This is a genomic window from Rhodococcus kronopolitis (genome assembly GCF_042654025.1).
Taxonomy (GTDB): domain Bacteria; phylum Actinomycetota; class Actinomycetes; order Mycobacteriales; family Mycobacteriaceae; genus Rhodococcus_G; species Rhodococcus_G kronopolitis.
Genome location: NZ_JBHSFO010000005.1, coordinates 414,436 through 429,497 on the forward strand (window position 1 = coordinate 414,436; position 15,062 = coordinate 429,497).

The window sequence follows — 15,062 nt, forward strand, 5'->3', positions numbered from 1 at the left end:
ACACCTTGATCAATCGTGAGAATGGATCGACTGCCTACCCGGTATCGCCCGACCCAGCTCTTGACCGTGGGCTCGGAGAAGGAAAGGGGCCAGCCGGATTCGGCTGACCCCTTCAGGTTGTGCGTGCAGTTCAGTTGGTTCGAGAAGCCGCTGAGTGAATGGCCTCGGCGAGATCACGGGGACGGCTCCACATAGGCCAATGCCCCGTCGGGAGGTCGATGACGTCGAGGTGTTCGAGGTTCGCGACTTCGGCAAACATGGCATGGCCCGCTCGGGCCAGCTCTAGCACCTGCGCGCCCGGGATCGAGCAGCACACCAGGGTGGTCTGGACCTTGTGGCGGGCGTCGTTCGTGAGCTCGACGGGCTGACGAAGCACGGGGCCGGGCTCGGGGACGGCCCGGGCCCGAAAACGCCCGAGGACCTCTGCGCTCAGGCCGTCGAGGCTCGCCTGTTGTGCGAGGGTGTCGAAGGAGGGCAGCGGAAGCTCCTCCATCCCGTCGGGGAGGTCTGGGGCGAAGACACTTCCCGTCGCCACCGGGCCGGAGTCGACCCACACCACCCGGTGGACAAGCTCAGGGTGTCGGTCGACGACGAGACTGACGGGAGCGTTGGCTCCACTGTGAGCGACGAGGACCGCGGGCTGATTCCCGTGTTGAGCAATGACGCCCAGGATCGCTGCGGCTTGATCGTCGAGAGTCTTCGCCGCACGCCCGGGATCGCCCCCGTCGAGACCAGGCAGCGTCATCGCGACTGCACGAGAATGATCGGTTTCCAGGTGTTCGAGAACGTCGTCCCACGCCCAAGCGCCCAGCCAGTGACCGGCGATGAGGATGATGGTCGGCCTGCCCACAGTTGTTGTCATGCCACAACTCTCCCAGGCCCTACGGACAAAGGTATGTCACTATTTATGTCATGAATTTGCCGGGGTCTGAACAGTGAAGCGAGCAGAACGGCTCCATGCTCTGTCAGAGATGTTGCGCCGCAGCGGCGCGCGGGGGGTCTCCGCCGAACGGTTGGCGAGAGAGTTCGAGGTGTCCGTGCGCACAGTCAAGCGAGATCTCGATGCGTTGGAGAACAGCGGCGCGCCGCTGTGGTCGCGCCCGGGTCCGGGCGGTGGATACGGATTGGCTACGGGCGCGTCCTTGCCCCCCGTCAGCCTGTCTCCGGCGCAGGCTGTGGCGCTCATGGCGGCCGTGTCCGCTGCGCCCGATGCCCCCTACGCCGATCTGGCAGCAGCCGGCATCAAGAAGGTCTTGGATGTTCTCGATCCCAGAACGCGAGCAAGGGCCGACGATCTGGCCCGCCGTGTGTGGGTCAACGCGGTTCCCTCATCGTCGCGCGCAACGAAGTCGGCCCTGGAGGAGGCGATGGCCGAGCAGCGAGTGGTCCGTATTCGCTACACATCGGGAGACGGCACCACGACCACCCGCGACGTCGAGCCCGTGCTGTTCGCCTCCACGAACGGCCAGTGGTACTTGATTGGATGGTGCCGAAAGCGCGACGCAATGCGATGGTTTGCCGTGTCGCGCATCGAGCAGGCCACCACAACCAAGACGGCCTGCAGCGGCCACACCATCCACGAGGTCGGGGAACCCCCAGCGAACGCCAGACCGGTACACGGTTGGGGGGAGTGAGTCACTCAGTCAACCTCTCCGGTCGGTACAGCCAGCCGCTGCCGGTCGCGCGCCGAGGTGGGACACTCAGGAGCGCCACAGCTCGACACCACAGGCAGCACCACACGAGACGAGACATGCGATGTCCACCGTCCACCGCTCCTCGGGCGCCCCGCTCGGGCGGGTGATCGGCTCGGTGGTGGACATGAGCGGCATCTCCCGGGCGAAGGTGATGCCCGCCGCCCGCCTGCCCACGTTCGCGTCGGCGGGAGCAGGCGCCTCCCCGAGTTGGTGCGTCTTCTGCGTCGACGACCACATCGCGTTCACGCCGACCTTCTCCGCGGTCGGCGACCTCCGCCTCCGGATCCAGGCCGACCAGTTGCGCGATCTCGGCCAGGACGCGCGCTGGGCGCCGGCCGACCTCGTCGACCAGGACGCGCGCCCCCACGGCGCCTGCCCGCGCGGCGCGCTGCGCCGGGCGGTGGACCGGCTCGCCGATGCGGACCTCGAGGCCCGCATCGGCCACGAGATCGAGTTCTGCCTCTTCGACGCGCTGCCCGCCGACGAGTGGTCGGCCTACGGGCTGACCGCGGTCCTCAGCCAGGAGCCGTTCGTCCGGGACCTCGTCGAGGCCGCGGACCGGGCCGGCCTGGCGATCGAGCAGGTCCACGCGGAGTACGGGCCCAACCAATTCGAGATCTCACTGGCCCCGACCGACCCCGTCGCCGCGGCCGACGACTCGGTGCTCGCCCGGATCCTCGTCAGCAGGGCGGCCCGCGCGCACGGAATGCGGGCCTCGTTCTCGCCGCTGCCCACCCTCGACGGCGCGGGGAACGGCGCCCACCAGCACCTCTCGCTGTCCCGGCGGGGTCGGCCGGTCCTGTCCGGCGGCGACGGCCCGCACGGACTGACCGCCACCGGTCGCGGCGCCGTCGCCGGCCTCGTCCGAGCCCTGCCCGAACTGATGCTCGTACTCGCCGGGAGCGCGCTCTCGCACCGACGACTGCGGCCGAACACCTGGGCCGGCGCCTACGCCTGCTGGGGGCTGGAGAACCGGGAGGCCGCGGTCCGACTGTGCGCCGACACACCGGGGAACCCGCACGGCGCCCACCTCGAGGTGAAGCCGATCGACCCGTCCGCCAACCCGTACCTCGCCAGCGCGGCGGTCCTCGGTGCCGCGCTGGACGGCATCGAGGCGGACCTGCCGCTGCCCGGCGAGGTGACCGTCAACCCCGACCAGCTCGGCGAGGAGCGGCGGCGCGCGCTCGGCGTCGAGGCACTGCCCACCGAGCCGGAAGAGCTGCTCGGCCGGTTCCGGGCGTCCCGGCTCACCCGGGAACTGTTCGACCCCCTGGCACTGGAGGCGTTGTACGCCGTCAGGAACTACGAGATCACCGAGTACCGGGACGCGCCGGCGGCGGAGGTGGTCGACCGGTTCCGCTTCGCCTGGACGATGTGACCGACCCGTCAGGTGGTGGACGGGAAGGTGTAGATGCGGCACCCGCCCATGTTCGCCGTGGACACGACGCTCTCGGCCCGGGTCGAGTCGCCCTGCTTGTTCAGGTTGTTGGCCAGTGCCGCCTGGTCGTCACAGAACGGCTGGTCCTTGGGGTCGTCGGTCTTGTTGCTGATGAACTCGTCCGACGGCATGGCGGTGGGTGCGGCGCTCGTGGTGGGTGCGGAACTCGTCGTACTGCCCTGCGCGCCCGCGAGCGGTGTGGTGCCGGTCAGCACCACACCGGAGATCTGGGTGACGGCGGCGATCGCGAGGAACGCTGCCGCGGCGATACGACGGGTCATGACCTTCTCCCCGCTACGGCATGGACGAGATGATGACCCCATCCTGCACCGAAGCGTGCCCCGACACCACCCCCGACGGGTGCGAGCGCGAGGTCGGAACGGTTCTAGTTCAGCGCGCGCTCGCCGCGCCGGCGAGCCGGTTCGCAGCACGCCGTCGCGCACAGGGCGCCGTTCACCCCGGCGCCGTACAGCGGTTCGGCGCCGAGCCGGGCCGGCGCCGTGCCGCTCAACTGCTCGCTGACCAGCGCCGTGACCAGTTGGGCAAACCGGGGATCGGTGCCGGGCGTGCCTGCGCGGACGTAGCCCAGCCCCAGCTCGGCAGCCTTGTCGCGGGCCTCGGTGTCGAGGTCCCAGATCACCTCGAGATGGTCGGAGACGAAGCCCACCGGGCAGACGATCACGGCCTCGGTTCCACCGGCCGCGAGCGCGTCGAGGTGGTCGCAGATGTCCGGTTCGAGCCACGGCACCTGCGGCGGACCCGACCGGGACTGCCAGACCAGGTCGTGGTCCGACACGCCCGCGGCCTGCGCGCACAGCCGCGCGGCCTCGGCGACCTGGCGGCTGTAGAGCCGGCCGCCGTCGGCGGGCGGGCCGGCGCTCGCGTCCGCGGACACGGGCACCGAGTGGGCGGTGAACACCAGGCGGGCGCCGGCGCGCTGCGACGGCGGCAACTGCGCCCTGGCCGCCTCGATCGCGTCGGCGAACGCCGCGACCAGCAGCGGGTGGTCGAAGTACTGCCGCAGCTTCACCAGCTCGGGCGCCCCGTCGCCGACCGCGGCCCGCGCCCGCAGCACGTCCTCGTGGTACTGCCGGCATCCGGAGTAGCCGCCCCACGCAGACGTCGGGAACACCAGGGCCGAGCGGACACCGTCGTCGCGCATGCGAGCGACGGTGTCCTCGACCATCGGGTGCCAGTTGCGATTGCCGAAGTAGATCGGCAGATCGATTCCCGCACCGGCGAAATCGGCCTGCACCGCGCCGATGATCTCGAGGTTCAGCCGATTGATCGGCGACACCCCGCCGAAGTGCAGGTAGTGCTCGACCACCTCGTCGAGGCGCTCGGGCGGCACTCCCCTGCCCCTGGTCACGTTCTCCAGGAACGGGCGGACGTCGTCGGGCTTCTCGGGCCCGCCGAAGGACAGCAGCAGGAGGGCGTCGTACACCGCGTCAGCCCATGAAGTTCTCAGGGAACCACGTGTTGTGGCTGGCGCCGCCGTCGACGTAGATGATCGAACCGGTGGTGGCGGGCAGGTAGTCCGACAGCACCGCGCAGACGCTGGTGCCCACGACGCCCGGCTCGTCGACGTTCCAGCCGATGGGCGACGCGCCGTCCCAGTAGTCGTTCAGCATGTTCAGCTTCTTGGCGTCGTCGGTCGCCGTTCCCGAGATCGCCTTGGCCGCAAGCGTCTTGATCGGTCCCGCCGCCACCAGGTTGGAGCGGATCTTCTTGGCGTAGCCCACTTCCCGCGCCACGTACCGATTCACCGACTCCAGCGCGGCCTTGGCCACACCCATCCAGTTGTAGTCCGGCATCGCAGTCCGCGGATCGAAGTCCATTCCGACGATCGAGCCGCGCTCGTTCATGACCGGCAACACGGCGCGCGCGAGGGAGGCGTAGCTCCACGCGGAGATCTCGAATGCCTTGGCGACGTCGGGTCCGGGGCCCTCGAGGAACGGCAGGGCGTCGGGCCCCATCAGGGTCCTGGGCGCGAAGGCGATTGAGTGGACGACACCGTCGATCCCCTCGGGGGCCAGCTCACTGACCTTGTCGGCGAGTGCGCCGAGGGACTCCTCGTCGGTCACGTCCAACGGGATTGCCGGCGGCACCTCCTGCGGCAGACGCTTGGCGATCCGGTCGATCAGCCGCAGCCGCTCGGGGATGCCGGTGATGATCACCTTGGCGCCCTGCTCCTGTGCGACCTTCGCGGTGTGGAACGCGATCGACGCGTCGGTGATGATGCCGGTGACGAGGATGGTCTTGCCTTCGAGCAGTCCGCCCATGGTGATTCTCCTGTGATGAAAGTCTGTGTGTGGGTGAAGGTTCGAGCGGACCTAGTGGCCCATGCCCATGCCACCGTCGACCGGGATGACCGCACCGGAGACGTAGGCGGAGTCCTCGGAGGCGAGGAAGCTGACCACGGCGGCGACGTCCTCGGGCTTGCCCACTCGCTGCAGCGGGATGAACTTCTTCGCCATCTCTTTCATCTCCTCCGGCAGGTCCGCGGTCATGTCGGTCTCGATGAAGCCCGGCGCCACCACGTTGGCGGTGATCGATCGCGAACCCAGCTCCCGGGTGACCGACCGGGCGAGACCGATGACGCCGGCCTTGGAGGAGGCGTAGTTGATCTGCCCGGCCTGACCGGCCATGCCCACCACCGAACCGAGGAAGATCATCCGGCCCCACTTGGCCCGCAGCATCGCGCGGTTGGCGCGCTTGGCGCAGCGGAAGGCACCGGTCAGGTTGGCGTCGATGACGTTGGTGAACTGCTCCTCGCTCATCCGCATGAGCAGGACGTCGTCGGTGATGCCCGCGTTGGCGACCAGCACCTCGACCGGACCCTGGTGCGCCTCGACCTCGGAGAACGCCCGGTCCACCGACTCCGAGTCGGTGACGTCGCACTTGACGCCGAACAGGCCTTCGGGGGCACCGGATCCGCGGTGCGTGACGGCGACCTTGTGGCCGTCGGCGGCCAGTCGCTGGGCGACCGCGAGACCGATGCCGCGGTTGCCTCCGGTCACGAGCACGGAACGGGAAGGGGTGGTGGGGATAGACATTCGACAAACCTATCTGGTCGGCTACCGCTCGTGGGTGGTGGTCGGCGAATCTGTCAGGGCAGTCGTTGGCGCAGCACCAGTGCCGTCGCGAGCCCCGCAGCGGTGCACAGTACCCCGAGCACCAGCCACGGCCGACTGGCGTCGCCGCGGGCGGTCTCGAAGCCGATCTGCTCCTCGAGGGTGTCGTACACGGTGCGCAGTTCCTCGAGGCTCGACGCGGAGAAGAAGTTGCCGCCGGAGAGCCGGGCGATCTCGCGCAGCGACGGGTCGTCGACCGCCACCGGGATCCGCTGGTCCTCGATGTCGACGGTGCCGTAGCTGGTACCGAACGAGATCGTCGAGATCGGCACCCCCTTCTCCTTGGCCAACTGCGCCGCGGTGAAACTGCCGCGCGGGTCGGTCTCGAAGTCCGGGACCGTCTGCTTGCCGTCGGAGAGCAGCACGATCCGGGCCGGCGGGGCCTGGTCACCGCCGCCGAGGATCGCGCCGAGGGTCTCGATGGACTGCAGCGAGGTGAAGATGGCCTCACCGGTCGCGGTCCGCTCGGCCAGCGTGAGGTGGTCGATCGCGGTCTTGGTCTCCTCACGGTTGGTGGTCGGCGAGACCAGCACCGAGGCGGTGCCTGCGAAGGCGACCAGGCCGAGGTTGATGCCGGGAGTGAGTCCGTCCGCGAACGACTTCGCGGCCTCCTGCGCGGCCGCGAGCCTGGTCGGCTCGACGTCGGTCGCCTTCATCGACAGCGACACGTCGATCACCAGCATCACGGTCGCCCGGTTGCGGGGCACCCGCTTCTCCGTGCTGGGTCCGGCCAACGCGACGGTGAGCAGCAGCAGCCCGCAGAGCACCAGCGCGGTCGGCAGATGCCGCAGCCGGCCCGGCTGGTTCGGGGCCACCCGCTCGAGCATCTCCAGGTTCGAGAAGCGCAGCACGTTCTTGCGTCGGCCGCGCTGGACCAGGACGTAGCCGACGGCCAGCGCGGCGACCACCGCCGCGAACGCCAGCCACCACGGCGACGCGAAATCCGTGAGACTCACTGGCGCGGCGCTCGATTCACCCGAGCACCATAGCTGTGCCGGCGCGCGGCGACGAAGCGTACGACGTCACCGATCCAGTCCCGGTCGGTGCGCAGGCTCATCACCGATGATCCGCATCCGTGCAGCGTCCGCTCGACCGCCTGGCAGTGGGCCTGCGCCGCGGCCGCGAAGTCGGCCCGCAACTCGGGGGTCGTGTGGAACTCCCGGGTGCGACCGGTCTCGGGGTCGTGCAGCACCACCTCGCCCAGGTCTGGCAGTTCCAGGTCCCGCGGGTCGAGCACCTCGATGCCGAGCACGTCGTGCCGACCGGCGATCGCCCGCAGTGACCGCTCCCAGTCCAACGGTCCGAGGAAGTCGCTGATCACCACCGCAAGCCCGCGCCTGCGTTGCGGGCGACGCAGCGACTCGATGGCACCGCGCAGGTCCCCGCGCACGCCGTCCGGCGCGTGCGGGGTGGTGGCGATGGTGCGCAGCATCGCCTGGGCGTGCGCTCGACCGCCGCGGGCCGGGATCCGCACGGTGTGCTCGCCGGTGGCCACGATCGCGCCGATCCGGTTGCCGCCGCCGCTGGTCAGGTGCGTCACCGCGGCCGCCGCGGCGATCGCGAGATCGCGCTTCTCGGCGCCGACCGTGCCGAAGTCGAGACTGGCGGACAGGTCGATCACCAGCCACGTCTCGAGCTCACGGTCCGCGACGGACTGGCGCACGTGCGGGTGGGTGGTGCGCGCGGTCACCGACCAGTCCATCTGCCGGACGTCGTCGCCGGGCTGGTACATCCGCGCGTCACCCGGTTCGGTGCCCGGCCCCGGGATCAGACCGAGGTGCTCGCCGTGCAGCACCCCGTCGAGTCGGCCGCGGACGGTCAGTTCGAGGGTGCGCAGCGCCGCCGCGAGCTGGGGGTCGCGCAGTTGGCCCGAGCGGAACGACGGCAGCGCGCGCGCCGAGTCCGTCACCGCTGCTGGCCACCGACCGTCGCGGTGGGCTGCGGCACGGCCGGGCCCGGAGCCTGGACGGGCGCCGGGGCGGCCGGGGCCTGCGCCGTCGGGACCGGCGCCACCGGCTGCGCACCGACCTGGGGCAGACCGACCGTCTGCAGCACCCGGGTGATCACGTCGTCGGGCGAGACCTCGTCGGCGAGGGCGTCGTAGGACAGCACCAGCCGGTGCCGGAGCACGTCGGGAATCACGTCGAGTACGTCCTGCGGCACCACGTAGTCACGGCCCCGCACCATCGCCAGCGCGCGCGAGGCGGCGATGATGCCGAGGGTGGCGCGCGGCGAGGCGCCGTAGGAGATCCAGCCCGCCACGTCGGTCAGACCCAGGTCGGCGGGCGTGCGGGTCGCCGCGATCACCCGGACGACGTAGTCCACGAGCGCGTGGTGCACGAAGACCTCGCTGGCGGCCTTCTGCAGCCGGACCAGCTCGTCCGGTCCCAGCACCTGCTTGGGCTCGGGGGCCGCGACACCCATCCGGTAGACGATCTCGCGCTCCTCCTCGACCGTCGGGTAGTCGACGAGGATCTTGAACAGGAAGCGGTCGCGCTGCGCCTCGGGGAGCGGGTAGACGCCCTCGTTCTCGATCGGGTTCTGGGTGGCCATCACCAGGAACGGGTCGGGCATCGGGAAGGTCTTGCCGCCGATGGTGACGTGCCGTTCGGCCATCACCTCGAGCAGCGCGGACTGCACCTTGGCCGGTGCCCGGTTGATCTCGTCGGCGAGGACGAAGTTCGCCACCACCGGTCCGAGCTCGGTGTCGAACTCCTCGCGACCCTGCCGGTAGATGCGGGTGCCGACGAGGTCCGTCGGGACCAGGTCCGGGGTGAACTGCACCCGGGAGAAGGAACCGCCGACCACCGTCGCGAAGGTCTCGACGGCCAGCGTCTTGGCGACACCCGGCACGCCCTCGAGCAGGACGTGCCCGCGGGCCAGCAGGCCCACCAGTATCCGCTCGATCAGTCGGTCCTGACCGACGATGACGCGCTTGACCTCGTAGATCACCTTCTCGAGGAGTTGACCGTCCGGCATCGTGCCGGCCCCGTCCGCTGAGGTCACCGTTGAATCCACCGCTTTCACATTCGATCGCACCCGAGCCCTGTCGATGACGACGGGCTTCAGGCAACCATTCGGACCACGTAGGGGGTCATGCCGTCCCACCGCACGGGCGAGACCTTGACGATCGATCCCGACTGCGGAGCCTCGAGCATCTCCCCGTTGCCAAGGTACAGCGCGACGTGCTGGCTGGCATTGGGCCCGTAGAAGATCATGTCGCCGCGTTTCATCTGCGACGTCGGCAACTGTTCACCGGCGGTGTACTGGTAGCCGGTGTAGTGCGGCAACGAGACTCCGATGCCGGCGAAGGCGTAGATCATCAGGCCCGAGCAGTCGAAGCCGACCTTGTTGAAGTCGCCGTAGCTGTCCGCGACGCCGCCGTCGCGGATGCCCAGGGTCGGACCGTTCTCGTCGCCGCCGCCCCAGGCATAGGTGATGCCCAGTTGCGACATGCCACGGTCGATGACCGTCTCGATCGCCCCGCTGCCCGAGACGGACGGCTTCGGCTTGGCGGGCTTCGGCTTCGTCGGCTTGGGTGTGGTCGGCTTCGGCTTCGGCGTGGTCGTCGGCGCGGTGGTGGGTGCGGACTCCTCGGTACCCGACTCGTCGGTACCGGACTGGTCGGTCCCGGACTGGTCGGTGCCGGAATCGTCGGTGCCCGAGTTCTCGGCGCCGGAATCACCGCCGCCCGACTCCTCGGTACCAGACTCGTCGGTGCCGGAGTAGTCCGTGTCGCTCGGTGGGTCGTCCTCGACCTGGGTGTGCGAACGCTGACCCTCGGCCAGTGCCTCGGCACGATCCCGCGCCGCCTGGTTCGCCGCCACGCGGGCCGCGGCCTCCACGGCAGCCTGCTTGGCAGCGGCCGCCGCGGCCGCCGCGGCGGCCTGCTCGGCAGCGCGCTGGGTGTCCCAGTTCGCGAAGGCCTGCCGTTGGTTCTGCAGTCCCGACACGTTCTCCCGGGCCGCGGTCAACGCGGCCTCGGCGGCCGCCTTGTCCGCCTCGATCTTCGCCTTCTTGCCGGCCTGCTCCGCCAGCGCGGTGCGGGCCACGACAATCGCGTTCTCCGCCTCCGCCTTCTGCGATTCCGCGGCGTCGGCGGCCGCGTCCGCGGACTGCTGGGCCTCGCGGGCCGTGGAGTTCTTGTTGGCCTCGGCGGTGCGGGCGCGCTGCAACCCGTCGAGCACCGAGTTCTTGTTGGTGGCAAGCAGCTTGAGCAGTTGGGCTCGATCGAGAACATCGGCGGGTCCGGCGGATCCGAGATAGGACGCGACCGACGCCACCCCGGTGCCCTGCCGGTAGGTATTCGCAGCGAACTCGTCGAACTTGGTCTGCGCCCAGTGAATCTGCGCGCCCGCGTCGTGGAGCGCCTGCAACGTGCCGGCAACCGCGCCCGCTGCCTCGGCGGCCGCGTCACGGGCGTTCTGCAGGTCCACCAGCGCCTTGTTCACGCCCTCGCGCTTGATCGCCACCTCGTCGTCGAGGGCGCTCAATTGCTGGTCCGCCGAGGCGACTTCGCTGATCAGGATGCCGACCTGGCCGAGCCGCGAGTCGACGCCTGCCGAGGCCTGCTGCAGATCGGAGTCACTGGGGTTCGGCGGTGGCGGCGGAACCGCGGCCACCAGGCCCGGGGTAGCCGTCAGCAGGGACGTCACGGCGGCTAGTCCGACGAGCATCTGTGCACTGCGCCGACTGGTGCGTGAGAATCTGCGGCGATGTGTACCGCGCGCCGTTCTTCGCCTCACAGTTACTCCCTCGGTCTTACCACCACGGTCATCGGCTCCGGTTTCACGGAACCGACGTGGTTGTACCGCCGAAGGGAAGGCGTGCGCGAACAGCGGTCACCTGCATGCAGATCGACGCCGGCGACGATGGCGCTACCGCGACACTTCTTCCCCTTAAGTGCCAATGGCACCGTACGACACTTTGCCCACGTGCGGTAACTCTAACCACAAATAACACTGGAGTAGTTCCCCGTCACAACCACGGGCGCGTCGTTTGCGCAACGACCGAATAGATCCGTGTGCGGAAACGCGAGCGGTCGGACCTGAGTACAGGTCGGACGCAAATAACACGAGGCGGCGCGAGAGCCGGCGGGGAAGAAAAAGGGGTGTCAGTCGCCGTCGCGGGCGACGCCCGACTTGCGACGCGAGCGCACCACCCAGGTGGCCGCGACCGCCCCGCCCACCAGAACCAGCAGGCCCGCGGTGATCAGACCGTACGGTTCACCGGGACCGAGGATCTCGTCGGCGAAGTTGGACGCCGACTGCACGGCGTTGCCGGTGTAGGCGTGGTCCTGGGCGTCCTCAACGGTGACTCGACTGAGGGTGTCGCTGTAGGAGCCGACCCAGCTCGGGCTGAGCACCAGCACGGTGCCGCCGTCCTCCCGCCCGACCGCCGACGCGATGTCCCGCAACTGCTCGTCCCGCCACGGGTTCTGGGCCAGCACCACGACCTTCAGGTCGAGGCCCTGCTCCTTGGCGCGGGCAACCACCGCCTGCAGACCCGGCACGTCGGCCGAGGGCGCGGACACCCCGTCGTCCGCGACATCCGCGACGACGGTGTCGATGTTCACGTCGGGCGGAATGTCAGCCGGAGCCGGGAGGAACGCAAAGGTGTGAGCAGCAGGCATCTTTCATCCGGATCGGTCTGGCGCGTGGACTGCGCGGCGCGACGAGTCGTCCGCACCGCACACTACGGGACGGCCCGTCGCGTTCCGGTCTGCGTTGCGGGGTGTCCTCGCCTAGACGAGAATTCTCACCGCGTACGCGGCCCCGAGAAACTCCCGAGCGCACCCCTATGCCCGAAAGCTTCACAGGACAAGCGTACTGTTAGGATTGCACGCGAGGTGCTTCGGCGCGACCGATTGGTTCGCCGCGACGAGCCTCGCTTCAGCCGTCGGCACAGCCCCGCCGACGGCGAACCTCAAAGACGAGTGGAGCTGACGTGACCACCAGTATTGATTCATTTGGTGCCAAGGGAACCCTCGAAGTCGGAGACAACTCCTACGAGATCTTCCGACTTTCGGCCGTTCCCGGCACCGAGAAGCTGCCGTACGCACTGAAGGTTCTCGCCGAGAACCTGCTGCGCACCGAAGACGGCGCGAACATCACCGCCGACCACATCCGCTCGATCTCGAGCTGGGATCCGTCGGCCGACCCGAGCATCGAGATCCAGTTCACGCCGGCGCGCGTGATCATGCAGGACTTCACCGGTGTCCCCTGCATCGTCGACCTCGCCACCATGCGTGAGGCCGTCACCGCCCTCGGCGGCGACCCGAGCAAGGTCAACCCGCTCTCCCCCGCCGACATGGTCATCGACCACTCGGTCATCCTCGACGTCTTCGGCCGCGCCGACGCCCTCGAGCGCAACGTCGACCTCGAGTACCAGCGCAACGGGGAGCGTTACCAGTTCCTGCGCTGGGGCCAGGGCGCGTTCGACGACTTCAAGGTCGTCCCCCCCGGCATGGGCATCGTGCACCAGGTCAACATCGAGTACCTGGCGCCCACCGTCATGATCCGCAACGGTCAGGCGTACCCCGACACCTGCGTCGGCACCGACTCGCACACCACCATGGTCAACGGCCTGGGCGTGCTGGGCTGGGGCGTCGGCGGCATCGAGGCCGAGGCCGCGATGCTCGGCCAGCCGGTCTCCATGCTGATCCCGCGCGTCGTCGGCTTCAAGCTGACCGGTGAGATCAAGCCCGGCGTGACCGCCACCGACGTGGTGCTCACCGTCACCGACATGCTGCGCAAGCACGGCGTCGTCGGCAAGTTCGTCGAGTTCTACGGCAAGGGCGTCGCCGAGGTGCCGCTGGCCAACCGCGCCACCCTGGGCAACATGAGCCCCGAGTTCGGTTCCACCGCCGCGATCTTCCCGATCGACGAGGAGACCGTGAACTACCTGCGCCTGACCGGCCGCAGCGAGGAGCAGCTCGCGCTCGTCGAGGCGTACGCCAAGGAACAGGGCATGTGGCACGACGCCGACGCCGAGCCCAACTACTCCGAGTACCTCGAGCTGGACCTCGGCTCCGTGGTGCCGTCCATCGCCGGCCCGAAGCGCCCGCAGGACCGCATCCTGCTCTCGGACTCGAAGAACGCGTTCCGTCGCGACATCCACACCTACGTGGAGGATCACGTCGCGGCCGACCACAGCAAGCTGGACGAGGCCGTCGAGGAGTCCTTCCCGGCGTCCGATCCCGCCGCGCTGTCCTTCGCCGACGACGCCGCGGGCGCCGTGGCGTCGGCCGCGAACGGCGCCGAGGGCCGCCCCTCCAAGCCGGTGCGCGTCACCACCCCGGAGCAGGGCGAGTTCGTGCTCGACCACGGCGCCGTCGTGGTCGCGGGCATCACCTCCTGCACCAACACCTCGAACCCGTCGGTGATGCTGGGCGCCGCCCTGCTGGCCCGCAACGCGGTCGAGAAGGGCCTGTCCACCAAGCCGTGGGTCAAGACCAACATGGCGCCGGGCTCGCAGGTCGTCAACGACTACTACGAGAAGGCCGGCCTCTGGCCGTACCTCGAGAAGCTCGGCTACTACCTCGGTGGCTACGGCTGCACCACCTGCATCGGCAACACCGGTCCGCTGCCGGAGAACATCTCCAAGGCGATCAACGACAACGACCTGTCGGTCACCGCGGTGCTCTCGGGCAACCGCAACTTCGAGGGTCGCATCTCCCCCGACGTCAAGATGAACTACCTGGCCTCCCCGCCGCTGGTCATCGCCTACGGTCTCGCCGGCACCATGGACTTCGACTTCGAGGTCGATCCGCTCGGACAGGACACCGACGGCAACGACGTCTTCCTGAAGGACATCTGGCCGTCGACGAAGGAGATCGAGGAGACCATCGCCTCCTCGATCAACCAGGAGATGTTCGTCAACTCCTACGCCAACGTCTTCAAGGGCGACGAGCGCTGGCAGAACCTGTCCACCCCGGAGGGCGACACCTTCGAGTGGGACGAGAACTCGACCTACGTCCGCAAGGCGCCGTACTTCGAGGGCATGACGATGGAGACCACCCCGGTCACCGACATCACGGGCGCCCGCGTCCTGGCGTTGCTGGGCGACTCGGTCACCACCGACCACATCAGCCCGGCCGGCCCGATCAAGCCCGGCACCCCGGCCGCGCAGTACCTGGACGCCAACGGCGTCGAGCGCAAGGACTACAACTCCCTGGGCTCGCGTCGCGGTAACCACGAGGTGATGATCCGCGGCACGTTCGCGAACATCCGCCTGCGCAACCAGCTCCTCGACGACGTCTCGGGCGGCTACACCCGCGACTTCACCCTCGAGGGCGGCCCGCAGTCGTTCATCTACGACGCGTCGCAGAACTACCAGGCCGCCGGCATCCCGCTGGTCGTCCTGGGCGGCAAGGAGTACGGCTCCGGTTCCTCGCGCGACTGGGCCGCCAAGGGCACCAGCCTGCTGGGCGTCAAGGCCGTCATCACCGAGTCGTTCGAGCGTATCCACCGCTCCAACCTCATCGGCATGGGCGTTGTGCCGCTGCAGTTCCCGGCCGGCGAGTCCGCCGGGTCGCTGGGCCTGGACGGCACCGAGACCTTCGACGTCACGGGCATCACGAAGCTCAACGAGGGCGTCACCCCGAAGACCATGAAGGTCACGGCCACCAAGACCGACGGCTCCAAGGTCGAGTTCGACGCGGTCGTGCGCATCGACACCCCCGGTGAGGCGGACTACTACCGCAACGGCGGCATCCTGCAGTACGTGCTGCGCAACATGATCAGGGGCTAGTCAGCCTTGATCATGTGGTCTAGGTAGATCGCACAGAGCGCGGAC

Annotated in this window: 13 protein-coding genes; 3 read left to right on the plus strand and 10 right to left on the minus strand. The window is 69.1% G+C overall.

The genetic code is table 11. The annotated features are described in order from the left end of the window. Positions 1-130 precede the first annotated feature (130 nt). A complete protein-coding gene (locus ACFO6S_RS13045; protein WP_378417553.1) occupies positions 131-862 on the minus strand; it encodes an alpha/beta fold hydrolase in 732 nt (243 codons plus the stop codon). 73 nt (positions 863-935) lie between these two features. Here ACFO6S_RS13045 and ACFO6S_RS13050 point away from each other — a divergent pair, with 73 nt between their 5' ends. Continuing rightward, positions 936-1,634, plus strand: coding sequence for a helix-turn-helix transcriptional regulator (locus ACFO6S_RS13050; protein WP_378417555.1), 699 nt, complete (start codon positions 936-938; stop codon positions 1,632-1,634). 121 nt (positions 1,635-1,755) lie between these two features. Next, a complete protein-coding gene (locus ACFO6S_RS13055) occupies positions 1,756-3,072 on the plus strand; it encodes a type I glutamate--ammonia ligase (protein ID WP_378417556.1) in 1,317 nt (438 codons plus the stop codon). 8 nt (positions 3,073-3,080) lie between these two features. Here ACFO6S_RS13055 and ACFO6S_RS13060 read toward each other — a convergent pair whose 3' ends face one another. From ACFO6S_RS13060 to ACFO6S_RS13100, 9 genes are all read right to left on the minus strand, one after another. Then, a complete protein-coding gene (locus ACFO6S_RS13060) occupies positions 3,081-3,413 on the minus strand; it encodes a hypothetical protein (protein WP_378417558.1) in 333 nt (110 codons plus the stop codon). Positions 3,414-3,517: 104 nt separating this feature from the next. Beyond that, positions 3,518-4,576, minus strand: coding sequence for a ferrochelatase (locus ACFO6S_RS13065; protein ID WP_378417560.1), 1,059 nt, complete (start codon positions 4,574-4,576; stop codon positions 3,518-3,520). Between the two features lie 4 nt (positions 4,577-4,580). Continuing rightward, positions 4,581-5,414: an NADH-dependent enoyl-ACP reductase InhA gene (inhA, locus tag ACFO6S_RS13070; RefSeq protein ID WP_378417562.1), complete on the minus strand. Its 834-nt coding sequence runs from the start codon at positions 5,412-5,414 to the stop codon at positions 4,581-4,583. Positions 5,415-5,465: 51 nt separating this feature from the next. Continuing rightward, positions 5,466-6,188 carry a 3-oxoacyl-ACP reductase FabG1 gene (gene fabG1, locus ACFO6S_RS13075; RefSeq protein ID WP_378417564.1) on the minus strand — a complete coding sequence of 241 codons (723 nt, stop codon included), beginning with the start codon at positions 6,186-6,188 and terminating at the stop codon, positions 5,466-5,468. A gap of 53 nt (positions 6,189-6,241) precedes the next feature. Next, positions 6,242-7,222, minus strand: a complete 981-nt coding sequence (locus ACFO6S_RS13080) for a VWA domain-containing protein (protein ID WP_378417566.1) — start codon at positions 7,220-7,222, stop codon at positions 6,242-6,244. Next, positions 7,219-8,175, minus strand: a complete 957-nt coding sequence (locus ACFO6S_RS13085) for a DUF58 domain-containing protein (RefSeq protein WP_378417568.1) — start codon at positions 8,173-8,175, stop codon at positions 7,219-7,221. Before ACFO6S_RS13085 ends, ACFO6S_RS13080 begins: the two co-directional genes overlap by 4 nt. Beyond that, on the minus strand, positions 8,172-9,245 hold the full coding sequence (locus ACFO6S_RS13090) for an AAA family ATPase (protein WP_378417691.1): 1,074 nt from the start codon (positions 9,243-9,245) through the stop codon (positions 8,172-8,174). The genes ACFO6S_RS13085 and ACFO6S_RS13090 overlap by 4 nt, the downstream gene beginning before the upstream one ends. An 86-nt stretch (positions 9,246-9,331) precedes the next feature. Beyond that, a complete protein-coding gene (locus ACFO6S_RS13095) occupies positions 9,332-11,011 on the minus strand; it encodes an NlpC/P60 family protein (RefSeq protein ID WP_465269192.1) in 1,680 nt (559 codons plus the stop codon). Positions 11,012-11,379: 368 nt separating this feature from the next. Further along, the gene (locus ACFO6S_RS13100) at positions 11,380-11,898 is read right to left on the minus strand and encodes an Rv1476 family membrane protein (RefSeq protein WP_378417571.1); all 519 of its coding nucleotides are present in this window, start codon (positions 11,896-11,898) and stop codon (positions 11,380-11,382) included. Between the two features lie 314 nt (positions 11,899-12,212). Between ACFO6S_RS13100 and ACFO6S_RS13105 the strand changes: the two genes are divergently transcribed. Continuing rightward, entirely contained in the window at positions 12,213-15,017 is a 2,805-nt protein-coding gene (locus ACFO6S_RS13105; RefSeq protein ID WP_378417572.1) for an aconitate hydratase, read from the plus strand. The last annotated feature ends 45 nt before the right edge of the window (positions 15,018-15,062 follow it).

What these genes read in the sequence shown, in the direction of transcription:
- ACFO6S_RS13045 (WP_378417553.1), bottom strand. Translation starts at nt 862, where the DNA reads ATGACAACAACTGTGGGCAGGCCGACCATCATCCTCATCGCCGGTCAC.
- ACFO6S_RS13055 (WP_378417556.1), top strand. Translation starts at nt 1,756, where the DNA reads ATGTCCACCGTCCACCGCTCCTCGGGCGCCCCGCTCGGGCGGGTGATC.
- ACFO6S_RS13060 (WP_378417558.1), bottom strand. Translation starts at nt 3,413, where the DNA reads ATGACCCGTCGTATCGCCGCGGCAGCGTTCCTCGCGATCGCCGCCGTC.
- inhA (WP_378417562.1), bottom strand. Translation starts at nt 5,414, where the DNA reads ATGGGCGGACTGCTCGAAGGCAAGACCATCCTCGTCACCGGCATCATC.
- fabG1 (WP_378417564.1), bottom strand. Translation starts at nt 6,188, where the DNA reads ATGTCTATCCCCACCACCCCTTCCCGTTCCGTGCTCGTGACCGGAGGC.
- ACFO6S_RS13090 (WP_378417691.1), bottom strand. Translation starts at nt 9,245, where the DNA reads ATGCCGGACGGTCAACTCCTCGAGAAGGTGATCTACGAGGTCAAGCGC.
- ACFO6S_RS13100 (WP_378417571.1), bottom strand. Translation starts at nt 11,898, where the DNA reads ATGCCTGCTGCTCACACCTTTGCGTTCCTCCCGGCTCCGGCTGACATT.